The 23,947-nt window shown below is 44.7% G+C and carries 27 protein-coding genes; 19 read left to right on the top strand and 8 right to left on the bottom strand.

What is annotated here, in order from left to right; all coding sequences use genetic code 11:
* Position 1 precedes the first annotated feature (1 nt).
* The 4 genes from ACP2WE_RS22090 to ACP2WE_RS22075 form a co-directional block, all read right to left on the bottom strand.
* The gene (locus ACP2WE_RS22090) at positions 2 to 307 is read right to left on the bottom strand and encodes a helix-turn-helix domain-containing protein (protein WP_425217692.1); all 306 of its coding nucleotides are present in this window, start codon (positions 305 to 307) and stop codon (positions 2 to 4) included.
* Between the two features lie 31 nt (positions 308 to 338).
* Positions 339 to 1,052 (bottom strand): cadmium resistance transporter, encoded by a 714-nt coding sequence (locus tag ACP2WE_RS22085; protein ID WP_425217691.1) that lies wholly within the window; start codon positions 1,050 to 1,052, stop codon positions 339 to 341.
* Positions 1,053 to 1,145: 93 nt separating this feature from the next.
* The gene (locus ACP2WE_RS22080) at positions 1,146 to 1,676 is read right to left on the bottom strand and encodes a DUF1003 domain-containing protein (protein ID WP_425217690.1); all 531 of its coding nucleotides are present in this window, start codon (positions 1,674 to 1,676) and stop codon (positions 1,146 to 1,148) included.
* A 363-nt stretch (positions 1,677 to 2,039) separates the two neighbouring features.
* Complete coding sequence (locus ACP2WE_RS22075; RefSeq protein WP_425217689.1) at positions 2,040 to 2,237, bottom strand: hypothetical protein; 198 nt, start codon at positions 2,235 to 2,237, stop codon at positions 2,040 to 2,042.
* On the opposite strand from ACP2WE_RS22075, the gene ACP2WE_RS22070 reads away from it, so the two are divergent.
* The 19 genes from ACP2WE_RS22070 to ACP2WE_RS21980 all read left to right on the top strand — a co-directional run bounded on the left by ACP2WE_RS22070 (position 2,236) and on the right by ACP2WE_RS21980 (position 17,535).
* Positions 2,236 to 2,862, top strand: a complete 627-nt coding sequence (locus tag ACP2WE_RS22070) for a hypothetical protein (protein ID WP_425217688.1) — start codon at positions 2,236 to 2,238, stop codon at positions 2,860 to 2,862. The two genes, ACP2WE_RS22075 and ACP2WE_RS22070, sit on opposite strands and share 2 nt — an antisense overlap.
* Before the next feature lie 155 nt (positions 2,863 to 3,017).
* The gene (locus ACP2WE_RS22065; protein ID WP_425217687.1) at positions 3,018 to 3,731 is read left to right on the top strand and encodes a TerC family protein; all 714 of its coding nucleotides are present in this window, start codon (positions 3,018 to 3,020) and stop codon (positions 3,729 to 3,731) included.
* Positions 3,732 to 3,923: 192 nt separating this feature from the next.
* The gene (locus ACP2WE_RS22060) at positions 3,924 to 4,715 is read left to right on the top strand and encodes a M15 family metallopeptidase (protein ID WP_425217686.1); all 792 of its coding nucleotides are present in this window, start codon (positions 3,924 to 3,926) and stop codon (positions 4,713 to 4,715) included.
* Between the two features lie 145 nt (positions 4,716 to 4,860).
* A complete protein-coding gene (locus ACP2WE_RS22055; RefSeq protein ID WP_425217685.1) occupies positions 4,861 to 5,388 on the top strand; it encodes a peroxiredoxin in 528 nt (175 codons plus the stop codon).
* Positions 5,389 to 5,936: 548 nt separating this feature from the next.
* Positions 5,937 to 6,494 (top strand): general stress protein, encoded by a 558-nt coding sequence (locus tag ACP2WE_RS22050; RefSeq protein WP_425217706.1) that lies wholly within the window; start codon positions 5,937 to 5,939, stop codon positions 6,492 to 6,494.
* Positions 6,495 to 6,528: 34 nt separating this feature from the next.
* Positions 6,529 to 7,890 (top strand): efflux RND transporter periplasmic adaptor subunit, encoded by a 1,362-nt coding sequence (locus ACP2WE_RS22045; protein ID WP_425217684.1) that lies wholly within the window; start codon positions 6,529 to 6,531, stop codon positions 7,888 to 7,890.
* A 6-nt stretch (positions 7,891 to 7,896) separates the two neighbouring features.
* The gene (locus ACP2WE_RS22040; protein ID WP_425217683.1) at positions 7,897 to 9,192 is read left to right on the top strand and encodes an ABC transporter permease; all 1,296 of its coding nucleotides are present in this window, start codon (positions 7,897 to 7,899) and stop codon (positions 9,190 to 9,192) included.
* Between the two features lie 36 nt (positions 9,193 to 9,228).
* Positions 9,229 to 9,915 (top strand): ABC transporter ATP-binding protein, encoded by a 687-nt coding sequence (locus tag ACP2WE_RS22035; RefSeq protein WP_425217682.1) that lies wholly within the window; start codon positions 9,229 to 9,231, stop codon positions 9,913 to 9,915.
* Between the two features lie 18 nt (positions 9,916 to 9,933).
* On the top strand, positions 9,934 to 11,505 hold the full coding sequence (locus ACP2WE_RS22030; RefSeq protein WP_425217681.1) for a phytoene desaturase family protein: 1,572 nt from the start codon (positions 9,934 to 9,936) through the stop codon (positions 11,503 to 11,505).
* 74 nt (positions 11,506 to 11,579) lie between these two features.
* Positions 11,580 to 12,794: an FAD-dependent oxidoreductase gene (locus ACP2WE_RS22025; RefSeq protein WP_425217680.1), complete on the top strand. Its 1,215-nt coding sequence runs from the start codon at positions 11,580 to 11,582 to the stop codon at positions 12,792 to 12,794.
* Positions 12,795 to 13,044: 250 nt separating this feature from the next.
* Positions 13,045 to 13,227 (top strand): hypothetical protein, encoded by a 183-nt coding sequence (locus ACP2WE_RS22020; RefSeq protein ID WP_425217679.1) that lies wholly within the window; start codon positions 13,045 to 13,047, stop codon positions 13,225 to 13,227.
* A 66-nt stretch (positions 13,228 to 13,293) separates the two neighbouring features.
* A complete protein-coding gene (locus ACP2WE_RS22015; RefSeq protein WP_425217678.1) occupies positions 13,294 to 14,001 on the top strand; it encodes a DUF4214 domain-containing protein in 708 nt (235 codons plus the stop codon).
* An 80-nt stretch (positions 14,002 to 14,081) separates the two neighbouring features.
* Entirely contained in the window at positions 14,082 to 14,570 is a 489-nt protein-coding gene (locus tag ACP2WE_RS22010; RefSeq protein ID WP_425217677.1) for a hypothetical protein, read from the top strand.
* A 125-nt stretch (positions 14,571 to 14,695) separates the two neighbouring features.
* Positions 14,696 to 15,154, top strand: a complete 459-nt coding sequence (locus ACP2WE_RS22005; protein ID WP_425217676.1) for a hypothetical protein — start codon at positions 14,696 to 14,698, stop codon at positions 15,152 to 15,154.
* 191 nt (positions 15,155 to 15,345) lie between these two features.
* Entirely contained in the window at positions 15,346 to 15,528 is a 183-nt protein-coding gene (locus tag ACP2WE_RS22000; protein WP_425217675.1) for a CsbD family protein, read from the top strand.
* A gap of 184 nt (positions 15,529 to 15,712) precedes the next feature.
* A complete protein-coding gene (locus ACP2WE_RS21995; protein ID WP_425217674.1) occupies positions 15,713 to 16,279 on the top strand; it encodes a general stress protein in 567 nt (188 codons plus the stop codon).
* A gap of 28 nt (positions 16,280 to 16,307) precedes the next feature.
* The gene (locus ACP2WE_RS21990; RefSeq protein ID WP_425217673.1) at positions 16,308 to 16,778 is read left to right on the top strand and encodes a BON domain-containing protein; all 471 of its coding nucleotides are present in this window, start codon (positions 16,308 to 16,310) and stop codon (positions 16,776 to 16,778) included.
* Positions 16,779 to 16,828: 50 nt separating this feature from the next.
* Entirely contained in the window at positions 16,829 to 16,975 is a 147-nt protein-coding gene (locus tag ACP2WE_RS21985; RefSeq protein ID WP_330483207.1) for a lmo0937 family membrane protein, read from the top strand.
* Positions 16,976 to 17,079: 104 nt separating this feature from the next.
* Positions 17,080 to 17,535: a hypothetical protein gene (locus ACP2WE_RS21980; RefSeq protein ID WP_425217672.1), complete on the top strand. Its 456-nt coding sequence runs from the start codon at positions 17,080 to 17,082 to the stop codon at positions 17,533 to 17,535.
* A gap of 341 nt (positions 17,536 to 17,876) precedes the next feature.
* On the opposite strand, the gene ACP2WE_RS21975 is transcribed toward ACP2WE_RS21980, so the two are convergent.
* The 4 genes from ACP2WE_RS21975 to ACP2WE_RS21960 form a co-directional block, all read right to left on the bottom strand.
* The gene (locus tag ACP2WE_RS21975) at positions 17,877 to 20,120 is read right to left on the bottom strand and encodes an amylo-alpha-1,6-glucosidase (protein ID WP_425217671.1); all 2,244 of its coding nucleotides are present in this window, start codon (positions 20,118 to 20,120) and stop codon (positions 17,877 to 17,879) included.
* A gap of 25 nt (positions 20,121 to 20,145) precedes the next feature.
* The gene (locus ACP2WE_RS21970; RefSeq protein ID WP_425217670.1) at positions 20,146 to 21,483 is read right to left on the bottom strand and encodes a glycosyltransferase; all 1,338 of its coding nucleotides are present in this window, start codon (positions 21,481 to 21,483) and stop codon (positions 20,146 to 20,148) included.
* A gap of 170 nt (positions 21,484 to 21,653) precedes the next feature.
* Positions 21,654 to 22,724 carry a glycosyltransferase family 4 protein gene (locus ACP2WE_RS21965; protein WP_425217669.1) on the bottom strand — a complete coding sequence of 357 codons (1,071 nt, stop codon included), beginning with the start codon at positions 22,722 to 22,724 and terminating at the stop codon, positions 21,654 to 21,656.
* A 444-nt stretch (positions 22,725 to 23,168) separates the two neighbouring features.
* The gene (locus ACP2WE_RS21960; protein WP_425217668.1) at positions 23,169 to 23,924 is read right to left on the bottom strand and encodes a sucrose-phosphate phosphatase; all 756 of its coding nucleotides are present in this window, start codon (positions 23,922 to 23,924) and stop codon (positions 23,169 to 23,171) included.
* Positions 23,925 to 23,947 lie beyond the last annotated feature (23 nt).

The following is a 23,947-nucleotide window of genomic DNA, read 5'->3' as shown; positions in this document are numbered from 1 at the left end:
TTTAGCTTACTTTTGTGCGATCGCCATAGCCAAGCGACAAACTCTTTCTATTATATTTGTGCTGATGATTGTCTGCGATCGCGATCGGGCCTAGTCGATTATAGCGACGAGCCAGTTTGCGAATCCAATCTGTAGAGACCCCCATAGTTTCAGCAACTTGTTCGGTCGTCATTGGCATATCGGCGCGGCTGAGCAGTCGAATGATCTGCCAGTAATTCTTTTTTTTAGGTTCTTGACAATCTTGATAGCGTTGATTGAGTTGCGAACTGTCTAGATGAGGAACGATTTGGATGCGCGAACGAGACATGGTGTAACCTCTCAAACGTTTACTGAAATACTTATGGCTGGTTTCTATTTTGTTCAAAGGCAGGCAAGTCAGCCAATTTGACCAAACCGATCAACCCAATGCAACTTGCGGCAAGGGTGAGTGGATTCAGAGCGCTGCTGTCAAGCACGATATAGATCCCCAACCCAATCAAAACGTAAGGAACGAAATTGCTACCGTATTGCGTAAGTAGATCGGCAATTCCGGGTTGGCGGGTGAGTTGAAAGGTGGCAAAACACCAAACCCCTACGAGAATTAGGAAGATGCCCACAGTCACGAGTAAGTTGTCTAAGTGGCTATTCGCAAACATCGGGACATAGATGCCAATATTGTCGCTACCATTGGCGATCGTAATCGAGGCAACGCTGCAAGCTTGAGGAGAGAAAATATTACTGAAAATAGAAGCGGGGCGCGCGATCGTAATGTCTTCTTTGCCTTCATCCTCAGCATCGCGATCGGAAGTAAATAGCTGCTTGAGTCCTAGCGCGATCGGGACTAAACCCAGTAACCCGATCGCATTTTGTGGGAGGATCATTCCGCCAAAGAAGCCTGGAAGACTTGCAAGGAGTAAAACACAGAAGCCCAGATATTGACCAAAGACGACGTGGCGACTGCGAAATGTAGCGTTCACTTGCGAAAATAACAGGGTGAGGATAACCAAATCGTCGAGATTTGTAGCTGCGAAAGCGGTTATTCCTGCGGGAATTGTTGTTAGTAACCAACTCATTTTTTTGTCCTTAATTTCATTTGTCAGCGATCTGACAATATTTTTTTGATTGCATGCTCTAGCATGGGATGAGAATTAAAATCAATCGGCGCGTTAACCCACTCTTCTATTGCTTACGTCTGGAATTAAACGGGCTCTGATTTCGTTGAGGCATAGTTGCTGCTCTCTCACAATGCGCGTTAACTCGGCAATCTGTTGTTCTTGGAGAGAATCCATTTTTTCATGAAGCCATTCAATGTCTTGCCCAGACTTGAGATTTACCTGATGATCGTATTCAGCATCCTTGCGATCGACATCTGATTGGCGATTCTGACTCATCAAAACAATCGGGGCGGTATAGGCAGAAGCAAATGAAAATACGAGATTGAGCAAAATGAAGGGAGATTCATCCCAATGGGGGAATCCGGGCATCAGATTCATGCCAATCCATACGGATAGAATCGTAGATTGCACAATTAGAAATGACCAAGAACCGACTTTGGCAGCTAACTTATCCGCCAGCCACTGACCTAGGGTTGGTTTACCACTGTCGAATTGCTTATATCCTGATGGACGCTTTCTGGGGCGAGAAGGTGTGGTATTTCTATCTGAGATGAAGTCCGTAATTGATTTAATAGAGAACATTTGCTTATTTCCTTTAAATTGAAGCTTGTTGCGATTTCATTTGGATATCTCGATAAGTTCAATGTAAAAGACTTCACCAATAGGTGCAAATATTCTTTATTCTTAAAACGATAAGTTGAAGTGATTAAAGACAATTCGCTAAAACTCACATTTAGAAAGAATGATGCCAAAGTTTTGGCTGAGCGGAGTCTGAGCCGATATTTACGAAAGTCAGTACGCGGTGTCGAACTGAATTGAAGCCCGTGCAGGCAAGATACCTACGCTACAAATTTGGGATTGCTATATTTCTTAGGAACACTAATTTGATAAACCAAAGTTATCGTTATACGAAAAAATACTATTTGTTTCTATCGATGACATGACTTAAGGTGAAACTATACCAACCAAAAGCGATCGCACGCCAGCTTCAGCAAGTAATTTAGTCAATCTAGAAGTTGCCAGTAGTGCGGAATTCCTTCCCTTTATAGGAGCAGTGATGAGTTCGCTCCCTATAAAGTCAAGAACGGAGGCATCTGATTCTAATTGGAAAATATCGGCATTTGAATATTCAGGAAAACCCATGAAACTCTTTAAATTTACTCTAGTCGCTTTAGTCCTCTTGCTTAATTTAATCATTAACCCGCCTGCCTGGGCAAACAAGGATTTCACGAAAGGAACTGACTATGCTGAGGTGACTGAATCCATCAATCAGCTTCAGCAAGTGAAAGATACTCCCGATCTCGCTGGATATACTCCCGAACAATTTCAACAACAATTGGAACAGTTACAGGCTCAGAAGCTCGTGATGGAAACTGCGAGAAAACGGGCGCAATGTCACAACGAGACAACGGGAACCCTAGCAGTCTATGCCAACCTGCCGAAAAAATCTCCCACACAGCTTTACTTCTTAGGTGCTGGTCAGACGACTGATGATGATTGGGACTGTGATGGCATATTCTTACCTGTAGGTGCGAAAGTCGTTCTTCCCCCAAGTACCGAAGTGCAGGAATTAACGGAAGCGATCGCAGTCAAGTTTGTGGATGGCACGCAGTCAATCGCTAGAACCAATCCCACGACAGGTGCAATTGAATTAAGTGTTGCTCCTGCCCATGTGTTCAAAACTGGTGAAACTACTCCTTGGACAATTCCCACCTTATCCCAAACGGATATTGATGCCACAATTCCCAGTCAAGAGCTTGTGGACTAGATGTTTTCGAGCTTAGGATTGTGGACTAAATACCTGCAATTCTAAGCACTAAGAGGCATTGATTAATGTGCCAATTACTGGGAAAGATTAACAGTTTTAATCAATCTACGATCCTTAAAAATTAGGTCAAGGGTTATGTAATCGGAGGAATAGATATGGAACAAATAGCGAACTACCTAAAAGATGGATTTTCGCTAAATATGGCTGGAGTTCTCTTAGCACTGATAGCCTTGGAAACAGTGCTCTCGGCTGATAACGCAGTCGCTTTAGCTGCCCTCGTTCAAAATATGGAAGACCCAGCGCATCAACGGCGAGCCTTAAATTGGGGACTTGTCTTTGCTTTCGGGCTTCGTGCCCTGCTGCTGTTGACGACAACTTGGGTAATTCAATTTTGGCAATTTGAGTTATTGGGGGCTTTATACCTCCTCTGGTTGGCGTTTAAACATTTTTGGGAGCGATTTGCAGACAACAATCTTGACGCTGAAAACTGGCGGAATGAGAAAAAGTCACCTGATTCTTTATGGCAAGTGGTTCCAGCGATCGCCCTTACAGACCTTGCCTTCTCTCTAGACAGCATTACAACCGCAGTCGCTATTTCCGATCGCTTGTGGCTTGTTTTAACAGGTGGCATCATCGGTGTGGTGGCGTTGCGATTTCTAGCGGGTTTATTTGTGGAGTGGTTAGCGAAGTTCGCTTACTTGCAAGATGCCGCATACTTAACTGTGATGACAGTGGGTTTCCGCCTTCTGGGTAAGGCAGTGATGCCATCAGATTATTTAATGCCCGAATGGATGATGCTGGCAACGATCGCTGTTCTATTTAGCTGGGGTTTCTCTAAGCAGGTTGCATCAGAGATCCAAGAGGATTGAGCGATCGCCCTTTAGATTTTCGCTCATATCAGGATTCGGGTAAATTTGATTTTGTGCTAATGGGCATATCTGCTAAATTTAAGTTCTCATAACATTTAAAAGAGCTGCGACGCAGCTTTTTTAAATGTTGTCCGTAGCGCAGAACTCAAAATTTTCGAGCAATTCCCTTACCCAGATGAGCGAACTTTTTTAATGACCTCTGCAAGAAAAATGAGACGATGGGCAAAATATTTGTCCTTGGCATTTGCGATCGCTGTCCTTTGTCTATTCCCAGCCTGTCAATCTCAAACTCAGTCTTCGGAATCAGGAGGAAATCTCGTAAAAATGGATGTGAAGCCAGAAGTTAAACCTACTGCCATCAGTGCCAAACCTTCGGGGATCGATCCAGAACCTATGCTTGAGCGAATTCCTTCTAGTCCAGCGCAGTTGGTCGATCTCCAAGCGATCGATCCTCGCATTCGTCTAGATATACGTTATGCCACAACCAATAATTTCCTCAAGCAGAAAGTCTATCCAGTCAGTCGTTGTTTGTTGCGGTGGGCAGCAGCCGAAAAGTTAATAAAGGTACAAACCGAGGTGGCTAAACAGGGCTTGGGTTTAAAGGTCTACGATTGCTATCGACCTCTATCGGTACAGAAACAAATGTGGCAAGTATTGCCTGACGATCGCTATGTGGCAAATCCAGCAAACGGGTCGCGGCACAATCGCGCATCAGCAGTGGATTTGACCCTGGTCGATCGCACGGGCAAAGAGCTAGAAATGCCCAGTGGGTTTGATGACTTTTCGGAGCGATCGCACTTAGGTTATCAAGGGGGTAGCCAAGTTGCCCAAAAAAATCGCCGTTTGCTCGCAGACACAATGCAACGTCATGGATTTTTACCCCTCCAAACTGAATGGTGGCATTTTGATGTGAAGGGCTGGCAAGATTTTCCGATCTTGGATATTCCTCTGGGTGCTGCTTCCCTAACTGTGGATCGATCCTAAACCTAACCTGAAAAACAAATTTTTCGATCTACCCTTTTAGTTCAATTTACGCGCGATCGGCTAGCTGCTAAAGTTAAATCGTACTCATTGTGAGTTCATCTTAAGTTCGTCTTAACCCAAAATTTTCTTAAAGGAAAGTGTAGATATGAATAAAGTTCCAGATGTCGTATTTAAAACCCGTGTAAGAGATGAGTCTATCGGAGGCTCTAACCCCTTCCGTTGGCAAGACCTCACCACGCAGGATGTCTTTGGTGGCAAGCGAGTCGTTGTTTTTTCGCTGCCTGGGGCCTTTACACCAACTTGTTCTACCAGTCATTTGCCTCGCTATGAAGAGCTATATGCCGAGATGCAATCCCTAGGGGTCGATAAAGTGATCTGTTTATCGGTCAATGATGCTTTTGTAATGTACCAATGGGGCAAGCAACAGGGTGTCAAGAATGTCTTTTTACTACCAGATGGCTCAGGCGAATTTACGCGCAAGATGGGAATGCTAGTCGTTAAAGACAACCTCGGTTTTGGTATGCGCTCTTGGCGTTATTCCATGGTTGTAGATGATGGCAATATCGAAAAGCTGTTTACCGAACCAGGTTTTTCTGACAACTGTCCCACTGACCCTTTTGAAGTGTCAGATGCAGACACAATGCTTGCCTATCTTAAGTCTGTCAAGAAGTAGAAATTGCTGACTGCTCTGATTTAGAGATTTTCTCAATAAAATATCAGAGAGGGGTTAAACTGTTGAGGTTTAGCCCCTCTCTATTTTTATACCAATTTTCTTCAACTTATACCAATTTCTCTTGAAATTGCGACAGATCGGGTTTTGTGTTCCGCGCGGAGCGCGGTCTTTTCAAAAAGATGCGTTGCATCACTTTTTGAAAATGGTATTACAACAGATCGTTTTTTGTGTTCCGCGCAGAGCGCGGTCTTTTCAAAAAGATGTGTTGCATCATTTTTTGAAAATAGTGTTAGGACATTTCTCACTTCAAATGTACCTCGCCTTAGCCATCTCCTTGCAAAGGGGAGGGAGTAAAGCATTCGCTTAAAAGAGTTTCTCTCAAACCTTTCCTACGTTTTGTATCGTAGTTAATCAATTCATTCAATTCATTCAGGAAATAACTCAGCGGTCTGTAAGGGTTGATTTTGGAAACAGAGTTGTTCATTCGACTCAGACAAGCGGTCCTCCACTTCAATCGGGAACTCGTCATGAGCTTAAAAAATAGAGAAATAACTTTGACAAATAATAAACGCACTGTAGGCATCTTCTCTGGTTACCAAGAGGCAGAGGCTGCTCTCACTAAACTGCGCTGCGCTGGATTTGCCATGAATCAGGTATCGATCGTGGCAAAAAATTCTGACGTGAATGAAGCGACCCACTTTGAGGAAGAGGCAAAGACAGGGGCGGAAGCAGGTGGAGCTGTTGGAGGACTGACGGGATTGCTGGTCGGACTGGGTATTTTATCCATTCCTAGTGTGGGATTAATTATGTTGGCAGGGACAACTGCCAGTGCGATCGCGACGACATTGGCAGGTGGTGCGATCGGTACGGTCGCGGGCAGTTTGGTTGGTGGGCTGATCGGTCTAGGAATTCCAGAAGATCGAGCGCAGATCTATCACGATTATGTCGTGCGTGGAGACTATCTCGTTATTGTCGATGGCACAGATGCTGAAATCCTCGGAGCTGGGACAATTTTAAGACGTCGAGGCATTCGCGAGTGGGAAGTTTATCCCCCTGCGATCGCAAGAAGAGAAATCGAGCCAGGCTGTTCGCTGATGAAGTCGTGAAATCTTCAAGATATAAGTACAAGGAGACAAAATCATGCCAGATCGGCCCCCCACCCATGTTGAGCTAGAAAAAGAGGTATTGCCCAAGAGCATTCCCAAAAAACTTAAAATCTTAGATAAACCCAAACGGAAACCTTGGCTACTTGGCTTATTTGTGTTGATTCCCTTTATGGGTATCGGCTATTTTGCTTACAACCAGCTTGTTATAGTGCCTCAACAGCAGGCAAAGAATAAGATTCAAACAGCTTTAGTTAAGCGGAGTACTCTGACGATCGTGGTTTCTGCGAATGGAACCGTACAACCCCAACAATCGGTAAATGTGAGTCCCAAAACATCGGGGATTTTGAAACAACTGTTGGTCAAAGAAGGCGATTCTGTTAAAGAGGGGCAAATACTCGCCTATATGGATGACTCCAACCTACAGGGGCAACTCAGTCAGGCTCAAGGAAATCTCGCCGCTGCGGAGGCAAACCTACAAAAGGTAATTGGAGGCAACCGTCAACAGGCAACTGCTCAGGCAACTGCTAAATTGCAGGATTCTCTATTTGCGCTGCGTTTAACCGAAAATGATTTGCAGCGCAATCAGTTGTTAAATCAGCAAGGAGCGATTTCCAGACAGGCTTTTGATACGGCGCTAACAACCCGCGATCGCGCTCAAGCACAGGTCAATCAAGATCGGGAAGCTCTGAATCTTTCGCAGGCGGGAGCCCAACAGGAAGACATCGATCAAGCCCGCGCCCAAGTCGCTGCAGCTCAAGGGGCAGTGCAAATTATTCAATCGAATATCAACGACATGGTACTTCGAGCCCCCTTTAGTGGGACGATCGGACGTAAATTTGCCGATCCAGGTGCATTTGTGACACCCACGACATCAGGGAGTTCGGTTACTTCGGCAACTTCTTCTTCTATTTTATCCCTTGCCTCTACAAACCAAATCGTTGCTCAGGTTTCTGAAGCCAACATTTCCCAAATTCGTCTGGGGCTGGTGGCGACAATTCTGGCAGATGCCTATCCAGGTAAAACCTTTACGGGACAGGTGACGCAAATTGCTACCCAGTCGGATGTCGTGCAGAATGTGACCAGCTTTGAGGTTAAGACATCGGTTCCCGATCCCCAAGGCTTACTGAGATCGGGCATGAATGTGAATGTGGAATTCAAGGCTGGAGAGTTAAAAAATGTTCTGGTGGTTCCAACGGGTGCGATCGTCGCTCAGAACAACGTACAGGGCGTGTTTGTGGCGGATGACAAGGGCGGTTCTGTCTTTGTACCCATTACAGTCGGGACAACGGTGAATGACAAAACCGAGGTAAAGTCTGGTTTAAAAGGTAACGAACAGGTTTTGCTCAGTTTCCCTACAGGGACGCGCAAGGTGTCTGCACCGAGGGGTGGACCTTAATTACTCATGACAAAGCCAATCAATCCACCGCAAATAGCTCGATCGCGAAAGCCGCGAAAGCGCAGAATTTCTCTCAGTGAAGTTCTGATCATGTCTGCTGAAACGCTGTGGAGCAACAAGCTGCGAACATTCTTAACGATGTTGGGCGTGATTATTGGCATCTCTTCGGTGATTGCGATTACCGCCGTGGGACAGGGCGTGCAGAGGTCAACGGAGTTGCAAATCGAGGCGCTAGGAACGAATGTCATGCTCGTGTCGGCTGGGGCTGCCAGAACGGGTGGCATCAGTCAAGGTTCGGGTTCGGCAAGTACGCTGACTTGGGAAGATGCCAAAGCGATCGCGGCACAAGTCCCACCCGCTAAATCGGTTTCGGCGTTCTTACAACGTGGTTCAATTCAGGTGGTCAGGGGAAATACCAATATTTCCACTACCTTGTTAGGAACGGATTTGAATTACCCAGTCATGAAAAATATCCATCCCCAAGTAGGACTCTTTTTTAGTCAGGGGGATTTGGATGCTGGCAAACCTGTGGCTTTTCTCGGCGCTAAGGTGCGCGATGAATTGTTTAGTACCGATGAGACTGCGATCGGAGCCGATTTGCGAATTCGAGGCAAGCGCTACACGATCGTCGGAGTGGCAGAATCCAAGGGATCGGCGGGTGGGCAGGATCTGGACGATCTGATTTATATTCCACTGACCAATATGTCCGCTCAAATTGTGGGTAATAACGCTCTGACGGGTGTTGCGATTAATGGCTTTTGGGTAGAAGCGAACGATGCCGATCAACTCAACTCAGCGCAGTTTCAGGTGACGAATATTCTGCGTTTGCGGCATGGCATTCATCTATCAGCCCCCGATGATTTTCGGATTACCAATCAAGTTGACATCATCAATACCTTCACGAATGTAATCGGGTCATTTACCGTGATGATTGGCGCGATCGCAGGAATTTCCCTCGTGGTTGGCGGCATTGGCATTGCCAATATCATGCTGGTTTCGGTGATGGAACGAACGCGTGAAATCGGGATTCGCAAAGCCGTGGGTGCAACGAGCGCCGATATTTTAAGCCAATTTTTGACAGAATCGATAGTCATTTCTACGATCGGCGGCGCGATCGGTGTGGGATTGGGTGTGGGATTGGCGTTTGCGGCGGCAACTATTTTTAAATATCCGTTCATTGTGCCCTTGTGGTCGGTTGGTGCGGGGTTTGGGCTTTCCTTCATGGTTGGCATTCTTGCGGGGGGGATCCCTGCTCGTAATGCTGCCAAATTAGATCCGATCGCAGCACTACACAGCGAATAACGATAAACCAGAAATAATTAGCAAGAAATAATAACCATGGCAACCATGATCTCGATCGAGGGACTCACGAAAACCTATCACCTAGGTGAATTGGATGTGCCCGTTCTTAAGGAAATCGATCTATCGATCCAAGAAGGAGAATATGTTGCGATTATGGGAACTTCGGGCTCGGGAAAATCGACCCTGATGAATATCATTGGCTGTCTAGATCGTCCCACAAGCGGTTTATATACCTTGGATGGCAGGGATCTAACCACGATGGATGATGATGAACTCGCAGATATTCGCAATCAATATATTGGTTTTGTATTTCAACAGTTCAATCTATTGCCGAGGTTGACAGCTTTAGAAAATGTGATGCTACCGATGATTTATGCCGAAGTCCCGCGATCGGAACGCATAAAATTTGCGATCGCTGCCCTAGAAAAGATTGGACTAGGCGATCGCTTAAGCAACCGCCCCAGCCAACTTTCGGGAGGACAGCAACAGCGCGTTGCGATCGCCAGAGCATTGGTAAACCATCCTGCCTTGGTGTTGGCAGATGAGCCCACAGGAGCATTAGATTCTAAAACTTCCCACGAAATTATGGAACTGCTGACGGAATTAAATCAACAGGGCACGACGATCGCCCTCGTCACCCATGATGCGACCGTGGCAGCTCAGACAAAGCGGGTGATTCATATGCAGGATGGCGTAATTGTTGAGACCGAGAAACTTTCGTAAAACTTGAGGAACCCTTCTATGGAACCAGATTATTTGATTGTCGGTAGCGGTTTATCTGCATTGGTCTTTGGTGCTTTGATGGCAAACTCAGGGAAGATCGTGCAAATTCTTGAAGCCCACGAGCATCCGGGTGGCTTTGGTCATACCTTTACCATGGCTAAGAAATATACCTTTAATGCCCAATTTCACTATGTTTGGGATTGCGGTGAAGGGCAGATGGTGAATCAAGTACTTAAGAAACTAGGCTTAGAAAAGGACGTCACCTTTGAACGCTATGACCCAGAAGGTTTTGACCATATGCGAATGCCATTGTATGCGTTAGATATTCCTTCGGAACCAGAGGAACTGATCCAGCGCTTGTCAGATCTATTTCCTGCCCATAGCGATCGCATTCGCAAATTTGTGAACGAAGTCGAGAAAACTGGTGCAGGCATGAAACACCTCGCGCCGCCGATTCAGCCCATGGCATTGCTCAAACATGCAGGTGAAGTAGCCTGTGCCATCCAATATCTCCCCAGTACGCTTCAGGATGTATTCGACAAGTTCCAGCTACCACAAGCCGCCCAAACCCTATTGGCGCTGCAATGGCTGGATTTTTTACTACCTCCCAATCAGCTCTCTTTCTATGCTTGGGTGGCATTATTTCGGGGCTATCAGGCAGGGGCATTTTATCCAACCCAGCATTTTGAGCATGTGGTGAATTCGTTAGTCCATGTGATTGAATCCCACGGAGGACAGGTGCTGCTCAACCATGAAATTACAAAATTTAGAGTCACCGATCGCAGGGTTACGGGCGTTGAAGCAATCGATCTCATCACCCATCAAACCCATGAATTCAAAGGCAACACGGTAATCTGTAATATCGATCCTCAAAAAGCCGCCAAAATGATTGGCGAAAAGAAGTTCTCCAAAACTGTGCGCCGCAAACTCAACTATGAGTATTCTGCATCGAACTATATGGTCTACTGCGTTGTCAAAGACCTCGACCTGCGAGACTATGGATTTGGCAAATGGAATCTCTCCCATACAGGGCATGAGGATCTGAATGAAGCCTTTGCGCAGATGTACGAGCGGCACGACTTTTCCAATCCGAGTTTTGCGATTACAACGCCCACTCTATTAACAGAAGCAAGACAAGATTGTCCTGAGGACTGCCAAATTGTCGAATTCCTTACCGTTGCCAATTACACTTACTTTAAGCAATTGCAGGAAAGCGATCGCCAAGCCTATAAGCATAAAAAGCAGGAAATCTTAGATGCCATCCTGGATGTCGTGGAAAAACACTATGTCCCGAATTTTAGAGAGCATATGGTCTTCCACATCACGGGCAGTCCTACCACCAACGAACGCTTCTGCTGGTGTCCTAACGGGAACTCCTATGGCTCTAGTCTGACACCGCGCAATATGGGACTAGGACGATTAAATCACGAGACCTCACTGGAGCATTTCTATTTTTGCAATGCCTCGTCTGGTTATCCGGGCTTTGCTCCCACATTCTGGACAGGAACGCTACTGTATCAACGATTATCAGGCGACTTGCTTTTAGGCAAGAGCGAAAGCTCAGTAAAAAATAATGCAAATTTGGGATGAGAAAGGATTTTCAGAGTTCCCCAGAATTGAGGAATTTAGAAGGGAGTTCATATTCATCAACTAGGAGGTCAGTTATGAAAATTGCAGTGATCGGTGGTGGTGCTAGCGGCATGGTAACAGCCTACCTACTTGACAAACAAAAACATCATGTCACGGTATTTGAACGGCAACCGGTGTTGGGAGGCCATATTCGGACGCTTAACAAAAATGTGAAGCCCAACCAATCTGAATGCCATGAAATGTTAGAAGGTGGTGTCCTAGAATTTCCCACGGCATTTCACACTTTTATCGCGCTTATGGAAGAATTAGGTGTGAAACTAGAACCTGTTAGCGTCGGTTCAGCTTTATACCCTAAGGATGGCAATCGTTTTTTGTCGGGAGTCGCGATCGATAAGAACTGTACAGGTATCCAACGCTTGATTGAATATCTCCGATTCGATCTGCTCCATGCTCGTTCCGCTGGATTATGGCTAGAAACGCGATCGGCGGAGATCGAAGATTTCTACGATCGCCCCCTATTTGAATATGTGAACGACAAGAGCATTAGCAATATCTGGCTAAAGTTACTCACCATGTATAGCTACTCGATGCCGTTTGACCTGATTGATGACTTTCCTGCCGAACTGGCAATTCCCATGTTACGCGACTACCTCGCGGTCAACTGGCTCAGGATCGAAGGAGGTGTGTATACCTACATTGAAAAAATTTTAGAGCGTTTTAAGGGTGATATCGTCCTAAATGTGGAGATTGCCAATATTACTAGAAGCCCAGATGCTGTGAAAATCGAGCGATCGCAGGGTGAGATGCAGGAATTTGATAAAGTTGTGTTTGCCATGCCCCCTGACCAAGTGATGTCGCTATTAGCCGATCCTACAGATGCTGAAATCAAGCGCTTTTCTGCTTGGAAAGCCAACTATATAACTACGATCTTGCATCAAGATGCTTCCCTGTACGATCGTTACGACATCCAACATCCCTCGGAATTTGATTTCTTCCAGACAGAAACCCACTGGGGGTATAACAGTTGCTTAAATCAGCTTTGCGATATCTCATCACCCAAGCTTTATTTTTTGTCGTTTCAACTAGAAGATTTGATTGCTAAAGACTGCATCATTCACACGCAGAAACATCACACACCACTGTTTAGCACCGAATCTTTTCGATATCGAGATGAAGTGGTTGCAACCAATGGAGAAAACCATACCTATCACGCAGGAGCCTATCTGGGAGATGGCTTGCATGAAGGTGCGATCGCCTCTGCTTTTCGAGTTGCACAATCGATCGGTTAAATCTCAACCCCTTCTAGAGCAAGAACGATCGATTCTTTCCTACGTTTTGTGTCGTAGTCAATCAATTCATTCAATTCATGCAAGAAAGAACCCAACAGCCTGTCAGGATAATAGCAGAAACAGGGTTGTTCGTTCAACTCAGACAAACAGTCCGCTCTTTATCTGGATATATTCTGTAAGCTTTGCAGGTTGCCAGAATGGAATTTTTGGACTTTACAAAAAGCTAATAAATGCTCTTGGAGTCTTACCCATGAAATCCGCCATTCTGTCTGCAACTACGATTGCATTCATCAGTTTAATCAGTGTCGTTCCTGCGATCGCCCAAGTCCACTTCATTGAGACAACCCAAAATCCTGACAGGGCGATTATAGAAACCAACTTGTTCATAAGACTTAGGCAAACAGCCCACGCTCCATCTGGATTTGTTCTGTAAGCTTTATAGCTTATCAAAATGGAGTTCTGTGCTTTCTAAAAAAATAAATCTCTCGGAATCTTAATCATGAAACTTTCTATTCTCTCTACAGCATCTATTGTATTCATCAGTTTGGCGAGTACCGCTCCTGCGATCGCGCAATCTGAAAGAATTTCCTGTATACGTACTCAATATACGATTAACTGCCCTGGCTATGGCAGTTTCAACTATCGCTCTAACAATGGCAATAATGGCAATTATAACAATCGCGCACAGATGGATCGAGCGATCAACAGTATTTACCAACAATATTTGGGACGAAACGCCGATGCCTCAGGACTACAAACCTATCGCAATGTACTCATAAACGGTGGAAGCATCGAGGATGTCAGAAATGCAGTTGCTAATAGCCCTGAAGCTAGAAATAGAAATGGCAACCAAGGCAATAATCTTGCGATCGATCAGGCTATCAACAGAATATACCAACAGTACTTGGGTCGGAATGTCGATGCCGCAGGTTTACAGACCTATCGCAATGTACTCATGAACGGCGGAAGCATTGAGGATGTGAGAAATGCAGTTGCCAACAGTCCTGAAGCTAGAAACAGAAATGGCAACCAAGGTAATAACCTGACTATCGAGCAGGCTATCAACAGAATATTTCAAGAGTTCTTAGGACGAGATGCCGATGCCAGTGGATTACAGTTCTATCGAAACTCTATTACTAATGGCAGAAGTATTGATGATGTTAGAAGTGAAGTTTCTAACAGCCCCGAAGCTAGAAATAGAAGATAGAGATCTTATGGCACTCCCCTAGGGGAGTGCATGAGTGCCGAGTAAAAGAAGAATTTTGAATAACGATAACGAGGATAATTATGAGACCTAACGAAGATCCAATCAGTGAAGATGCCCGTCGCAAAGGCTATGTTCAGGGTGAAATCGACGAAAACAATCGACAGGCTGGAATTCAAAAGGTTCGTGATAGTGAAAGTGCTGTGAGTGGAACACTGATAGGAATTATTCTTGCAGTTGTCGTAGGTATGGTTGTTGGTACAATCTATTTCTTGAATCGCCGCGACCAAACGCCTATTCCTTCTCCGATCGTCATTCCTGCAACCCCACTAGCTCAGCCTTCGCCAATACCGACTCCAACCATAAATATCACCGTTCCACAACAACAGGTACCTCCACAACCAGCTCCAGTTCCAGCTCCACCTAACAATATCAATATTACGGTTCCCCCACAACCAACTCCAGCTCCACCTAATAACATCAATATTACGGTTCCACCCCAGAAGGAGCCAGTAACACAGCCATCTCCTCAGAGTTCACCTGTGCCCAAACCTAGTACATCTCCAAACTAGAAAAGACAGTGTTTTCAACAACGCTGAAGCTAGAAATAGAATCTAGAAATCTTATGCTACTCCCTCTAGGAGTGCATAAGTTCTGAGCGAGAGAAGAATTTTGAATAACGATAACGAGGATAATTATGAGCCCCGAAGATCCAATCAGTAAAGATGCTCGTCACAAAGGCTATGTACAGGGGGGGATTGACGAGAACAAGCGGCAATCTGGAATCCAAAAAGTTCGTGACAGTGAGAATGCTGTGAGCGGAACTTTGTTAGGAATTATTTTAGCTGTTGTGGTAGGTATGGTTCTTAGTACGGTATATTTTCTAAATCGCCGCGACCAAACTCCTATTCCTTCTCCGATCGTCATTCCTGCAACCCCACTAGCTCAGCCTTCACCAATACCAACTCCAACCATCAATATTACGGTTCCACCGCAACAACAGGCACCTCCCCAACCAGCACCATCTCCTTCGACGAATAACATCGAAATTACAGTTCCACCACAGCCAGAACCAGCTCGACCAAGTCCAACACCTCAGGGTTCGCAAGCTCCACAGGTTTCCCCGCCTCCTAAACCTAATACATCCCCAAACTAACAAAGAATGTTAGAGGCAATTCATAAATTGCCTCTAACAGCAATCTATTTCCCTTACGTTTTGTATCGTGATGAATCAATTCATTCAATTCATCCAATAAATAACCCATTCGCCTGTCAGGATGGTCTTAGGTAGAGGGTTGATAATCCGAACTCAAACGAACAGTCCTCAAAATTAATTAGGAGAATACCATGAGTTTACAAGATAGAGCCAAGGCAACCGCCAAAAACATTGAAGGTAAAATTCAAGAAGCAGTCGGCGATTTGACTGGAGATCCTAAAGATCAAGCGGAAGGAAAGGCAAAGCAAGCTGAGGCTAAGGCTCGTCAAACGCTTGAAGATATTAAAGATAAGGCCAAGGAAATTATTGATTAGGAAAGTCTTATTTGTGAAGGTTTAGATTTCTAAATTGCATTTTAAATCTTCCACTTATACATAAATCGTCGAGCGATACATCACAAGTCAAATCAATCTTCAGTAAATGCATAGAGATTGAATTTTATACAGAAGTTAGCATGACAGACTACAAAAAAATTATCTAGTATCTTGGGGAACTGAAATGACTTTAAAAAACGACAAACGAGCTGTGGGAATCTTCTCTAGCCATCAAGAGGCAGAGAAAGCACTAAATGAACTGCGAGATGCCAAATTCGCTATGGATCGGGTATCGATTATTGCAAAAGATAGCGATCGCATTGGTGAAACACAGGTTCAAGGAACAAATCATCTTGACGGAGGCGTAACCGCTGGTGCAACAGTAGGCGGAATCGTCGGCGAACTAACTGGATTGCTGGTTGGAATCGGCACTTTAGCCATTCCTGGAGTGGGGCCCATTATGTTGGCAGGCGTAGTTGCAACGACGATCGCCACCACACTTGCTGGCGGTGCGATCGGAGCAGCAACTGGTGGTTTGGTTGGCGGTCTAATTGGTCTGGGAATACCAGAAGAACGAGCCAAGATCTATCACGATTCTATCGTGCGTGGAGATTACTTAGTTATCGTGGATGGAACCGAAGCTGAAATTCTTCGGGCTGAAGCAATTCTAAGATCCAGCAAGATTCGTGAGTGGGAAGTTTACCCTACCCCTTCTACTGCGGGTTACATCGATCCAGTTGTTCGTTTATGAAGCTGTGAATTATTAAAGGATTTAAATCATGAAAAAAATCTCAACGTTAGTCCTTAGCAGCATTCTACTGATGAGCACTATCGCCTGTAGTGAAAACGCTAAGACTAGTATGAATGCACCCGACTCTACTGAGAAGACAGGAGCAATTTCGACGAAGAAAACAGTCCAAGACAACCAAAATGATGCGACTAGTAAAGTGCGCCAAGATCAACTCGATTCAGATATTCGTGCCCGCGAGCAACGCAACAATCTAACTGGAGGAGATGCAGATCGCGCTAACAGCGACCTTTCTAGCGAGGTTCGCTCTAAGCTAGAAGCCAATATCCCTAATGGAAGCCTGACGGTTTCTGCCAAAGATGGAGCAGTTGTCGTATCTGGAACCGTACAAACTCAAAATCAGCTAGATAAAATCGAATTTTTAGCAAAACAAATCAAAGGCGTCAAGAGTGTTAATATTGCGGCAAAAGTTGCGATCGCCGTTCCAGATAAAAAGCAGTAAATGGCTAGATTTCATGAATTCATTACTCACCTATTTTAGGAGCAAAACAGATGCTTTGGTCAATTACAGTGGTTTTAGTAGTTCTATGGGCACTTGGATTTGGAATTAGCTTTGGAGGTGGGCTGATTCATATCCTTTTGGTTCTTGCCTTGATTAGTGTGGTCTACAACCTAGTTTCAGGACGTAGCGTTCTATAGAAAGCATTCCTCAACCTTTACTAAAATTTCTTTTGAACCTAATCTGGCGTGAATTCGGAACAATAAAAGATAAACCCCTATATTATGAAGGATGGAGATATTGTATGCTGTTAAATCGTTTTGGATTGGGATTACTTTGCGTATCAACACTTTGGGTGTTTACACCCTCTGCTAAAGCAGAAACCTGTCACGCTCTCAATGTAGTAGGTGGAACGGGAACCCAAGTTACAAAGACAGTTTCTCCTCTTGGTACTCTGATCACCAATGATAATTGGAATACAGACTTTTCTATTCCTGGTGGAAAAGTTTACAATCGTTATGTGGTGACAATCGTATCGAAAAATGAAGCTACCTATGATTTGAGACTAAAACTAAAATACAGTAACAATACTGCTGATGAGTTTTATAACAAAAATAGCGTTGCCTTTAATGTGGGGCAATCGTTGCAACTTGTCGGTGTTCCACGCTCTCAAGTCGAGCCTTATCAGATCAATATGTTTGTGGGTGGTTTACCTGCAATTGGCAATACATATACATTATCAGTTGATGCATGTAACTAGACGTAGAGAAGAAGCGCGTATCAGAGAGCTGCGTATTGCTGAGTAAAAGGAACTCAAACGCAGCGAAGATTGTGATTATAGGATCGACCTCGATCGACGTTATACCAATTCCACTTGAATTTGCAACAGATCGAGGTTTGAGTTCCGCGCTCCGCAGGGTCTTTTAAAAACAATGCGTCGCATTACTTTTTGAAAATGGTATTAAATCAAACTTTTGCTATTGCAATCCCATATTTCTTATAAACGTGGTATAGGCTGAAAGCCCATGCAGGCAAGATGCCTGCGCTACAGACGAATTGCAACTCATTTAGGATTGCTATAGATAATACCTTATGGACATTCTAAGCCTCAATAATGACGCGAAGATTTCCACGCTTTTTACTGACTCGACAGGTCGTCGTATCACTTGTCCGCACGCCCGATCGTTCAAACTCTAGATCTACAAATGTCTTCCCAATGCGTAGGTTTTGAATGGAGAGATGTTCGAGCGACTTTGGTAAAGCGGGGTCGAGGATATGAAGCTGATTGGTAGGGGCACTAGGCACAAGATTAGTCATCATAGAGATTAATTGGAAGATCGTTCCAGTTGCCCAAGCTTGGGGCGAGCAAGCCACAGGATACTGTACAGGAGAACTAAACCCATCATGTTCGTAGCCGCAAAATAGTTCGGGGGGGCGCTGATAAGGCTGCGCTAAAGTCATATCGATCAGTCCTTGTGCCAAATCTAAGGACTGATCGACTAGATTGAGCGATCGCAGACCTAAAGCAATCAAGCTGTTATCATGGGGCCAAACCGTACCAATGTGATAGCCCAGTGGATTATAGGCTGGGGAAAGGCTACTGAGCGTGCGAATCCCCCAACCGTTGTGCATATCAGGTGCTTTGAGGCGAGCCGCTACACTTAAAGCTTTTTCTAGATCGAAAATGCCCAGATTTAGGCAATGCCCTGGATTAGAAGTAATGCTATCGACAGGCTTGCCATCGCCGTCTAGCGCGAGGGCGCAGTAATCTTGATCTGCCAGCCAAAAGTCTTGATTAAATCGAGTTTTTAGGTCTTTCGCTTGCGATCGCCACAGGTTAGCTAGGTCGGGCAAGTTTTTTTTATCAGCCAATTCGCTCATGCGTACTTTTGCCGCATAGACGTAACCCTGCACCTCTGAAAGTGCGATCGCACCTTGAGCTAGTTCTCCATATCGATTGACAATGCAATTTTCCGAATCTTTCCAGCCTTGATTGGCTAATCCCTTTTTAGAACGACGACTGTAGGTAAGATAACCAGTCTCTTTACAACTGCGATCGATCCATTCCATTGCCGCGATCGCATGAGACCAAAGCTTATCAAGCAGCTCTAAATCTGCTGTCCAAGCAAAATACTCAGCATAGAGCATCAACCACAGGGGTGTAGCATCAACCGTACCATAGTAAGGCGTGTGGGGAACTTCGTGGCAACGTGCCATCTCTCCTAAGCGAATCTCATGCAGAATTTTCCCTGGTGATTCGTCCCGCCAATCATCTTCAATTTTGCCTTGATATTGGGCAAGAATTGATAGGGTTTCACGGGCGATCGCTGGATCTAAAATTAAGGTTTGGGAAGCGGCAATAATTGAATCTCTTCCAAATAAAGTTGAAAACCAAGGGACACCTGCGGAGAGAAATTTATTTCCTTCAAAGGTTTGTCTCAATAAATAAATATCCTGTATAGCGCGATCGATTACCTGATTTAGTGCTGCGTCGTCCGTCTGAATTTTGGTAATTTGATCCGTCCAAGTTTTTTCTTCTAATAGCTCTTCTGCTTTTGCTTGAGAGAAGGTAATGGGTACGCTTACCATAGAAGTGGGACGATTGTTCGTAAACAGATGAATGCGATATCCCAACGTTACCGACTCATGGATACCGAGCTCTAGTTGCCAAATTGCTGTATACCCATCTATTTTGTGGGGTTGAAGCGAACTAAACTGAATTCGAGACTCCATCAAGACGTCATCTACCCCCTGATAGGCAAGTATGATTTCTTTCTCTTTGGCATCCTTTTCTAAATTCGGAATGTATCTGAGTAAATTCCCTCTTTTTGTCCTCTTAACACCTCTGACTTCAAACAAATCTGAAAAATCTGCATCAAAGCTGAGGCTGAGGGAAAAACTAATTGGCTTCGTGTTGTAGTTAACAATTTGCATTTCTTCAAACAAACCACCTTTGATCACAAGTTCGCGGTGGATTCCAATCGTTTCAGTTTTAATCCCATGCTCAAGCTCACCAATTTGGTGATTAGAGCACAATACTGTCATGGCAAAGCCTTTACGAGCCGTACTGCTAAATGAAATGGGCGATCGCCCGTCAATTTGCAACTCCAATCTACTGAGAAATCTAGTATCGCGACAAAATAGCCCCATACTACTCTCGATGCCCTCAGAACGACACTCCATAGCAGAAATATTGCCCAACGTATCAGTAATCAAAAACAACTCATTATCTTTAAGCGTAAGCGTGGAAACAGGTCGTTCGCCAATTACACAAGACCAAGGAGCGATCGGCATCTCACTGACAGGGGCAAAACATCTCCCATCAATTTCAATTATGTTTGTCATGGTTATTCAGTTTTACTAATTCGTCTTACTTAGATACGCTTAGGAGAGACTTTTTAGAGAACGAAGAGTTTAGAACGCTCTTCGAGTCAGGTCTTCTGAGATTTCTCGGTTGCTCGTGCATAATGGATTGAGCCAGCACATGGCGATAGAGCTCGCTGAGTTGAATCGCCACACCTCCCCAAGTAAATCGCTGAATCACATTTGCTGATGCCTGCTTCCGCATTTTCCTTGCCCATAATTCATCAAACAGGATGCGATGGATGCCATGGCCAAAAGCGGCTATATCTTGGGGAGGAACCAACAACCCAGTTTCTTCAGGAATAATTGTGAACTTCAACCCACCCACATCGGAGGCAACCACGGGCGTACCACATGCCATTGCCTCGATCGCAACTAAGCCAAACGGTTCGTAATGGCTGGGAATCACGCAGACATCAGCAGCGGTGTAGTAGAGGGGTAAAACATCATGTCCAATTTGACCTGCAAAGATAATTTCTGGTTTCAGTCCCAGTTCGCAGATAATTTTTTCAATCCTGTCTCTCTCTTCACCATCAGGCATGTGGGGCGAACTACCGCCCACTATAACTAATTTAAGATTTTTTACGCCCTTTTCCTTCAATAAAGCACAGGCGCGCACGAGGGTTTCAATGCCTTTGCGCGGATCGAATCTGCCAACATATAAAACAATCTTCTCATGGAGGCTTAATTGCAATTGCCTACGGGCATCTAGTTTAGACATCAAGCGAAAGTTACTCGTGTCTGTACCACAGGGAATCATTTCAATTTTTCCATGGGCAGAAACCTGCGATCGCAAAGTACTTTCTTCTTGAGGGCTGGTGGCAATCACACAATTCGCTTTTTCTAAAATTTCGCGCTCAACTTTGAGACGGGTATCGGCACTTTGAGGGCGATTTTGAACCGATTGATACTTCACCGATCCCAAAGAATGGTAAGTATGTAACAGTTGAATAGCACTGGTTTTTTGAAGTTCTAAACCTACCCAAGCAGAGAGCCAATAATTTGTGTGAATCAAGGGATAGTTTAAACCATGAGTCCTTTGAAAGGTTTGGAACGATTGCACAAATTCAGGCATATGGTCAAATAACCGATCTCGGGGAATATAGGATTCTTCTCCTGCCTTGAGCCTGATTGTCCGACAATGGGGTGAATGTTGAACGATATCGGCATCATCTGGATGCACTTTGCGCGTGAACATATCCACTTGCCAGCCTAGAGTCGCGAGGTTCTCGCCCACATGACGCACATAGACATTCTGTCCACCTGCCTCCTCTCCGCCAACTGCCGCCGCAGGATCGGCATGATCTGAAATCAAGGCGATCGCCTGTCTGTTCAAGCTCTGCATTATATTTGTCTCCTATCTTTTTCAAGTTTTAGCTCATATTCCTTCCGATCCCCTCTAGGACTTACATGGGTATATTTGCAATTCATATAAATTGAGGGGTATGGAGCCGAGGCTCTTCTTCGAGTTTTCTCCTCTCTCCACTAGGGGAGAGAGGCTGGGTGTAAAGAGAACTATCTCAGTACTAAAGCCCTAGCATGACCGTTTTGCGAATATTTTTCTGCCAAGATCTTTTGATATACAGATTCGTATCCATCTGCCATGCGCTTAGCCGTGAAATTGATTAAGACATGGTCGCGACAGGCACGCCGATCTAATTGGGTTGCTAAGGCGATCGCGTCAATGCATTCCTCTACATTTTGGCAGAGAAATCCAGTGCGACCCTGAGCGATAACTTCTGGAGCTGAGCCTAAACTCATCGCAATCACGGGAGTTCCAGTCACCATTGACTCAATCATCACCAATCCAAAGGGTTCTTGCCATGTAATCGGGAAGAGTGTTGCTACAGCTCCACCCATAAGAATACTCTTTTGTTGATGATTCGCCTCGCCCAGAAACTCAATTTGGATTCCATCAATATGGGGCTTAATTTCCTGCTCGAAATAATCTAAATCGACAGGATCTACTTTCCCTGCCATCTTGAGATGCCATCCAGTCTTCTTGGCAATTTCCACTGCTAAATGCGCTCCTTTTTCAGGAGACATGCGCCCTAAAAAAGCGAGATAGGGTGGACTATCTGGCTGAGGATGAAACTCATAGGTATCTGGATTGATGCCGTTATAGACAGTGGCTACATAATTTAAGCCCAGTTTCCCATCTCTTTGAGAGTTGGAGATACTGATAAAAGGATGATTGCGAACGTGGGAGAACATTTTCTCATTGTCAGATGTAAAAATACCATGCAGTGTATGGACTGTAGGCGTTTTAACCAAGTTGGAGTAGGGCATTGCTACACAACCAACATGGGAATGAATGATATCGAATTCATCTGCTTTTTCATAGACTCGGCTCATGTTGAGCATGTCATAAATGCCATAGTCTTTGACGCTAGTATCTAACCTTAGAGCTTTAGGATGAACGGATTCTAATTTGGCGCGAGTTGTAGAATCTCCTGAAGCGAATAGCGTGACATCATGGCCGCGACGCACCAATTCTTCTGTGAGTAGACTCACTACCAGTTCAGTACCTCCATAGGCTGGAGGAGGAACCTGTTCCCATAAAGGGGCAACTTGGGCAATTCTCATGATTAATCTCCTGCTGCTAGCTTTTCGTGCAGCCGATTAAGAGTAGCTGTAGCGTAAGTGTCTGCGATCTGAATAATTTGACTGTAGCAGGGGGATGTTTGAAATGATGTATATGCGAATGTATGAGAACCTATATCTTTTGAAGGATAAATCACTCCATATATTCAGCGAAGAATTTTCCCAGAAAGGCTTTGAGATATCATAAATGTAAGCCTTCTATGAGATTTATATTGTTAAGTTGGTTCTAATCGAGAAAGTAAATGCAATTCTTGGTTGCTGCAGGGATGAATCCAATATGAGAATCGAATTTCTATGCCTCTGAATCCTAACCTAACTGAGATGTTGCTATTGCGATAGTGCGGGTTACCGCCCTAACTATGGTTTAAAGGCATCGCTATTTTCAATTTAATTGCTGTCAGACAGGAATTTGATTTCTGTGCTTTGCTATACAAAAATAGGAATCTTAAAATGTGCGATCGCTTCTAATATTCCCCAAGCGTAGGCTGATGGCGACAAATACCGATAGGGATGAGAATGAAGTTGCTGCCATACCAAAAGCTCCTGTTGAGAATTACGAACGATCGCACCCAACGTCATTTGTTCAAACATGGCAATATCATTTCCTGAGTCTCCACATACAAGCGCATACTCGCGGGGAATCTGCAATTTATCTCTTAAATAATTGACGGCTTTTCCTTTTCCACTATCCTTTGGCAAGATATCTAGATCGCGATCGCTACTAAAAATTATCTGGGCTTTAATTCCCATTTGGTCTAGTCGATCCTTTAATTCCTTGACGATCGCATCATTATGCTTGGAGTCCAATAGGTAACTAAGTTTCCATTGATTCTGCTCGCTTTGAGACTGCGGTAAAAGTTCAGGCATAGACTTAGCTAAAAGCGCGATCGCTTCTCGTTCCCAGCCCCGCGATATCTGCTCAGCCCATTTCCGATCTAAGGTGTTCTCAGAATAAATTTGCGAACCAACACCAGTCACAAGATAATCTGGTTCTAACAGGGATTGATCCGTTCTTTTTAAAAAATCCCTACAAAGTTCTTGATAGGAAACCAGCGATCGCCCAGTTGCATAGACCAGACAAACTTGTTCGCGAGCAGAAGCTAGTTTCTGATTTAAGGCGATCGTTGCCCGATCGTCGCCAATTAAAGTATTGTCTAAGTCAGTTGCTAATAGAAATTTCATGCTGTGGGTTAAAAGGATGTTTT

It is taken from the genome of Tumidithrix helvetica PCC 7403, from assembly GCF_965232925.1.
Lineage (GTDB): Bacteria > Cyanobacteriota > Cyanobacteriia > Pseudanabaenales > Pseudanabaenaceae > Tumidithrix > Tumidithrix helvetica.
This window is presented reverse-complemented; position numbering and strand designations above follow the sequence as displayed.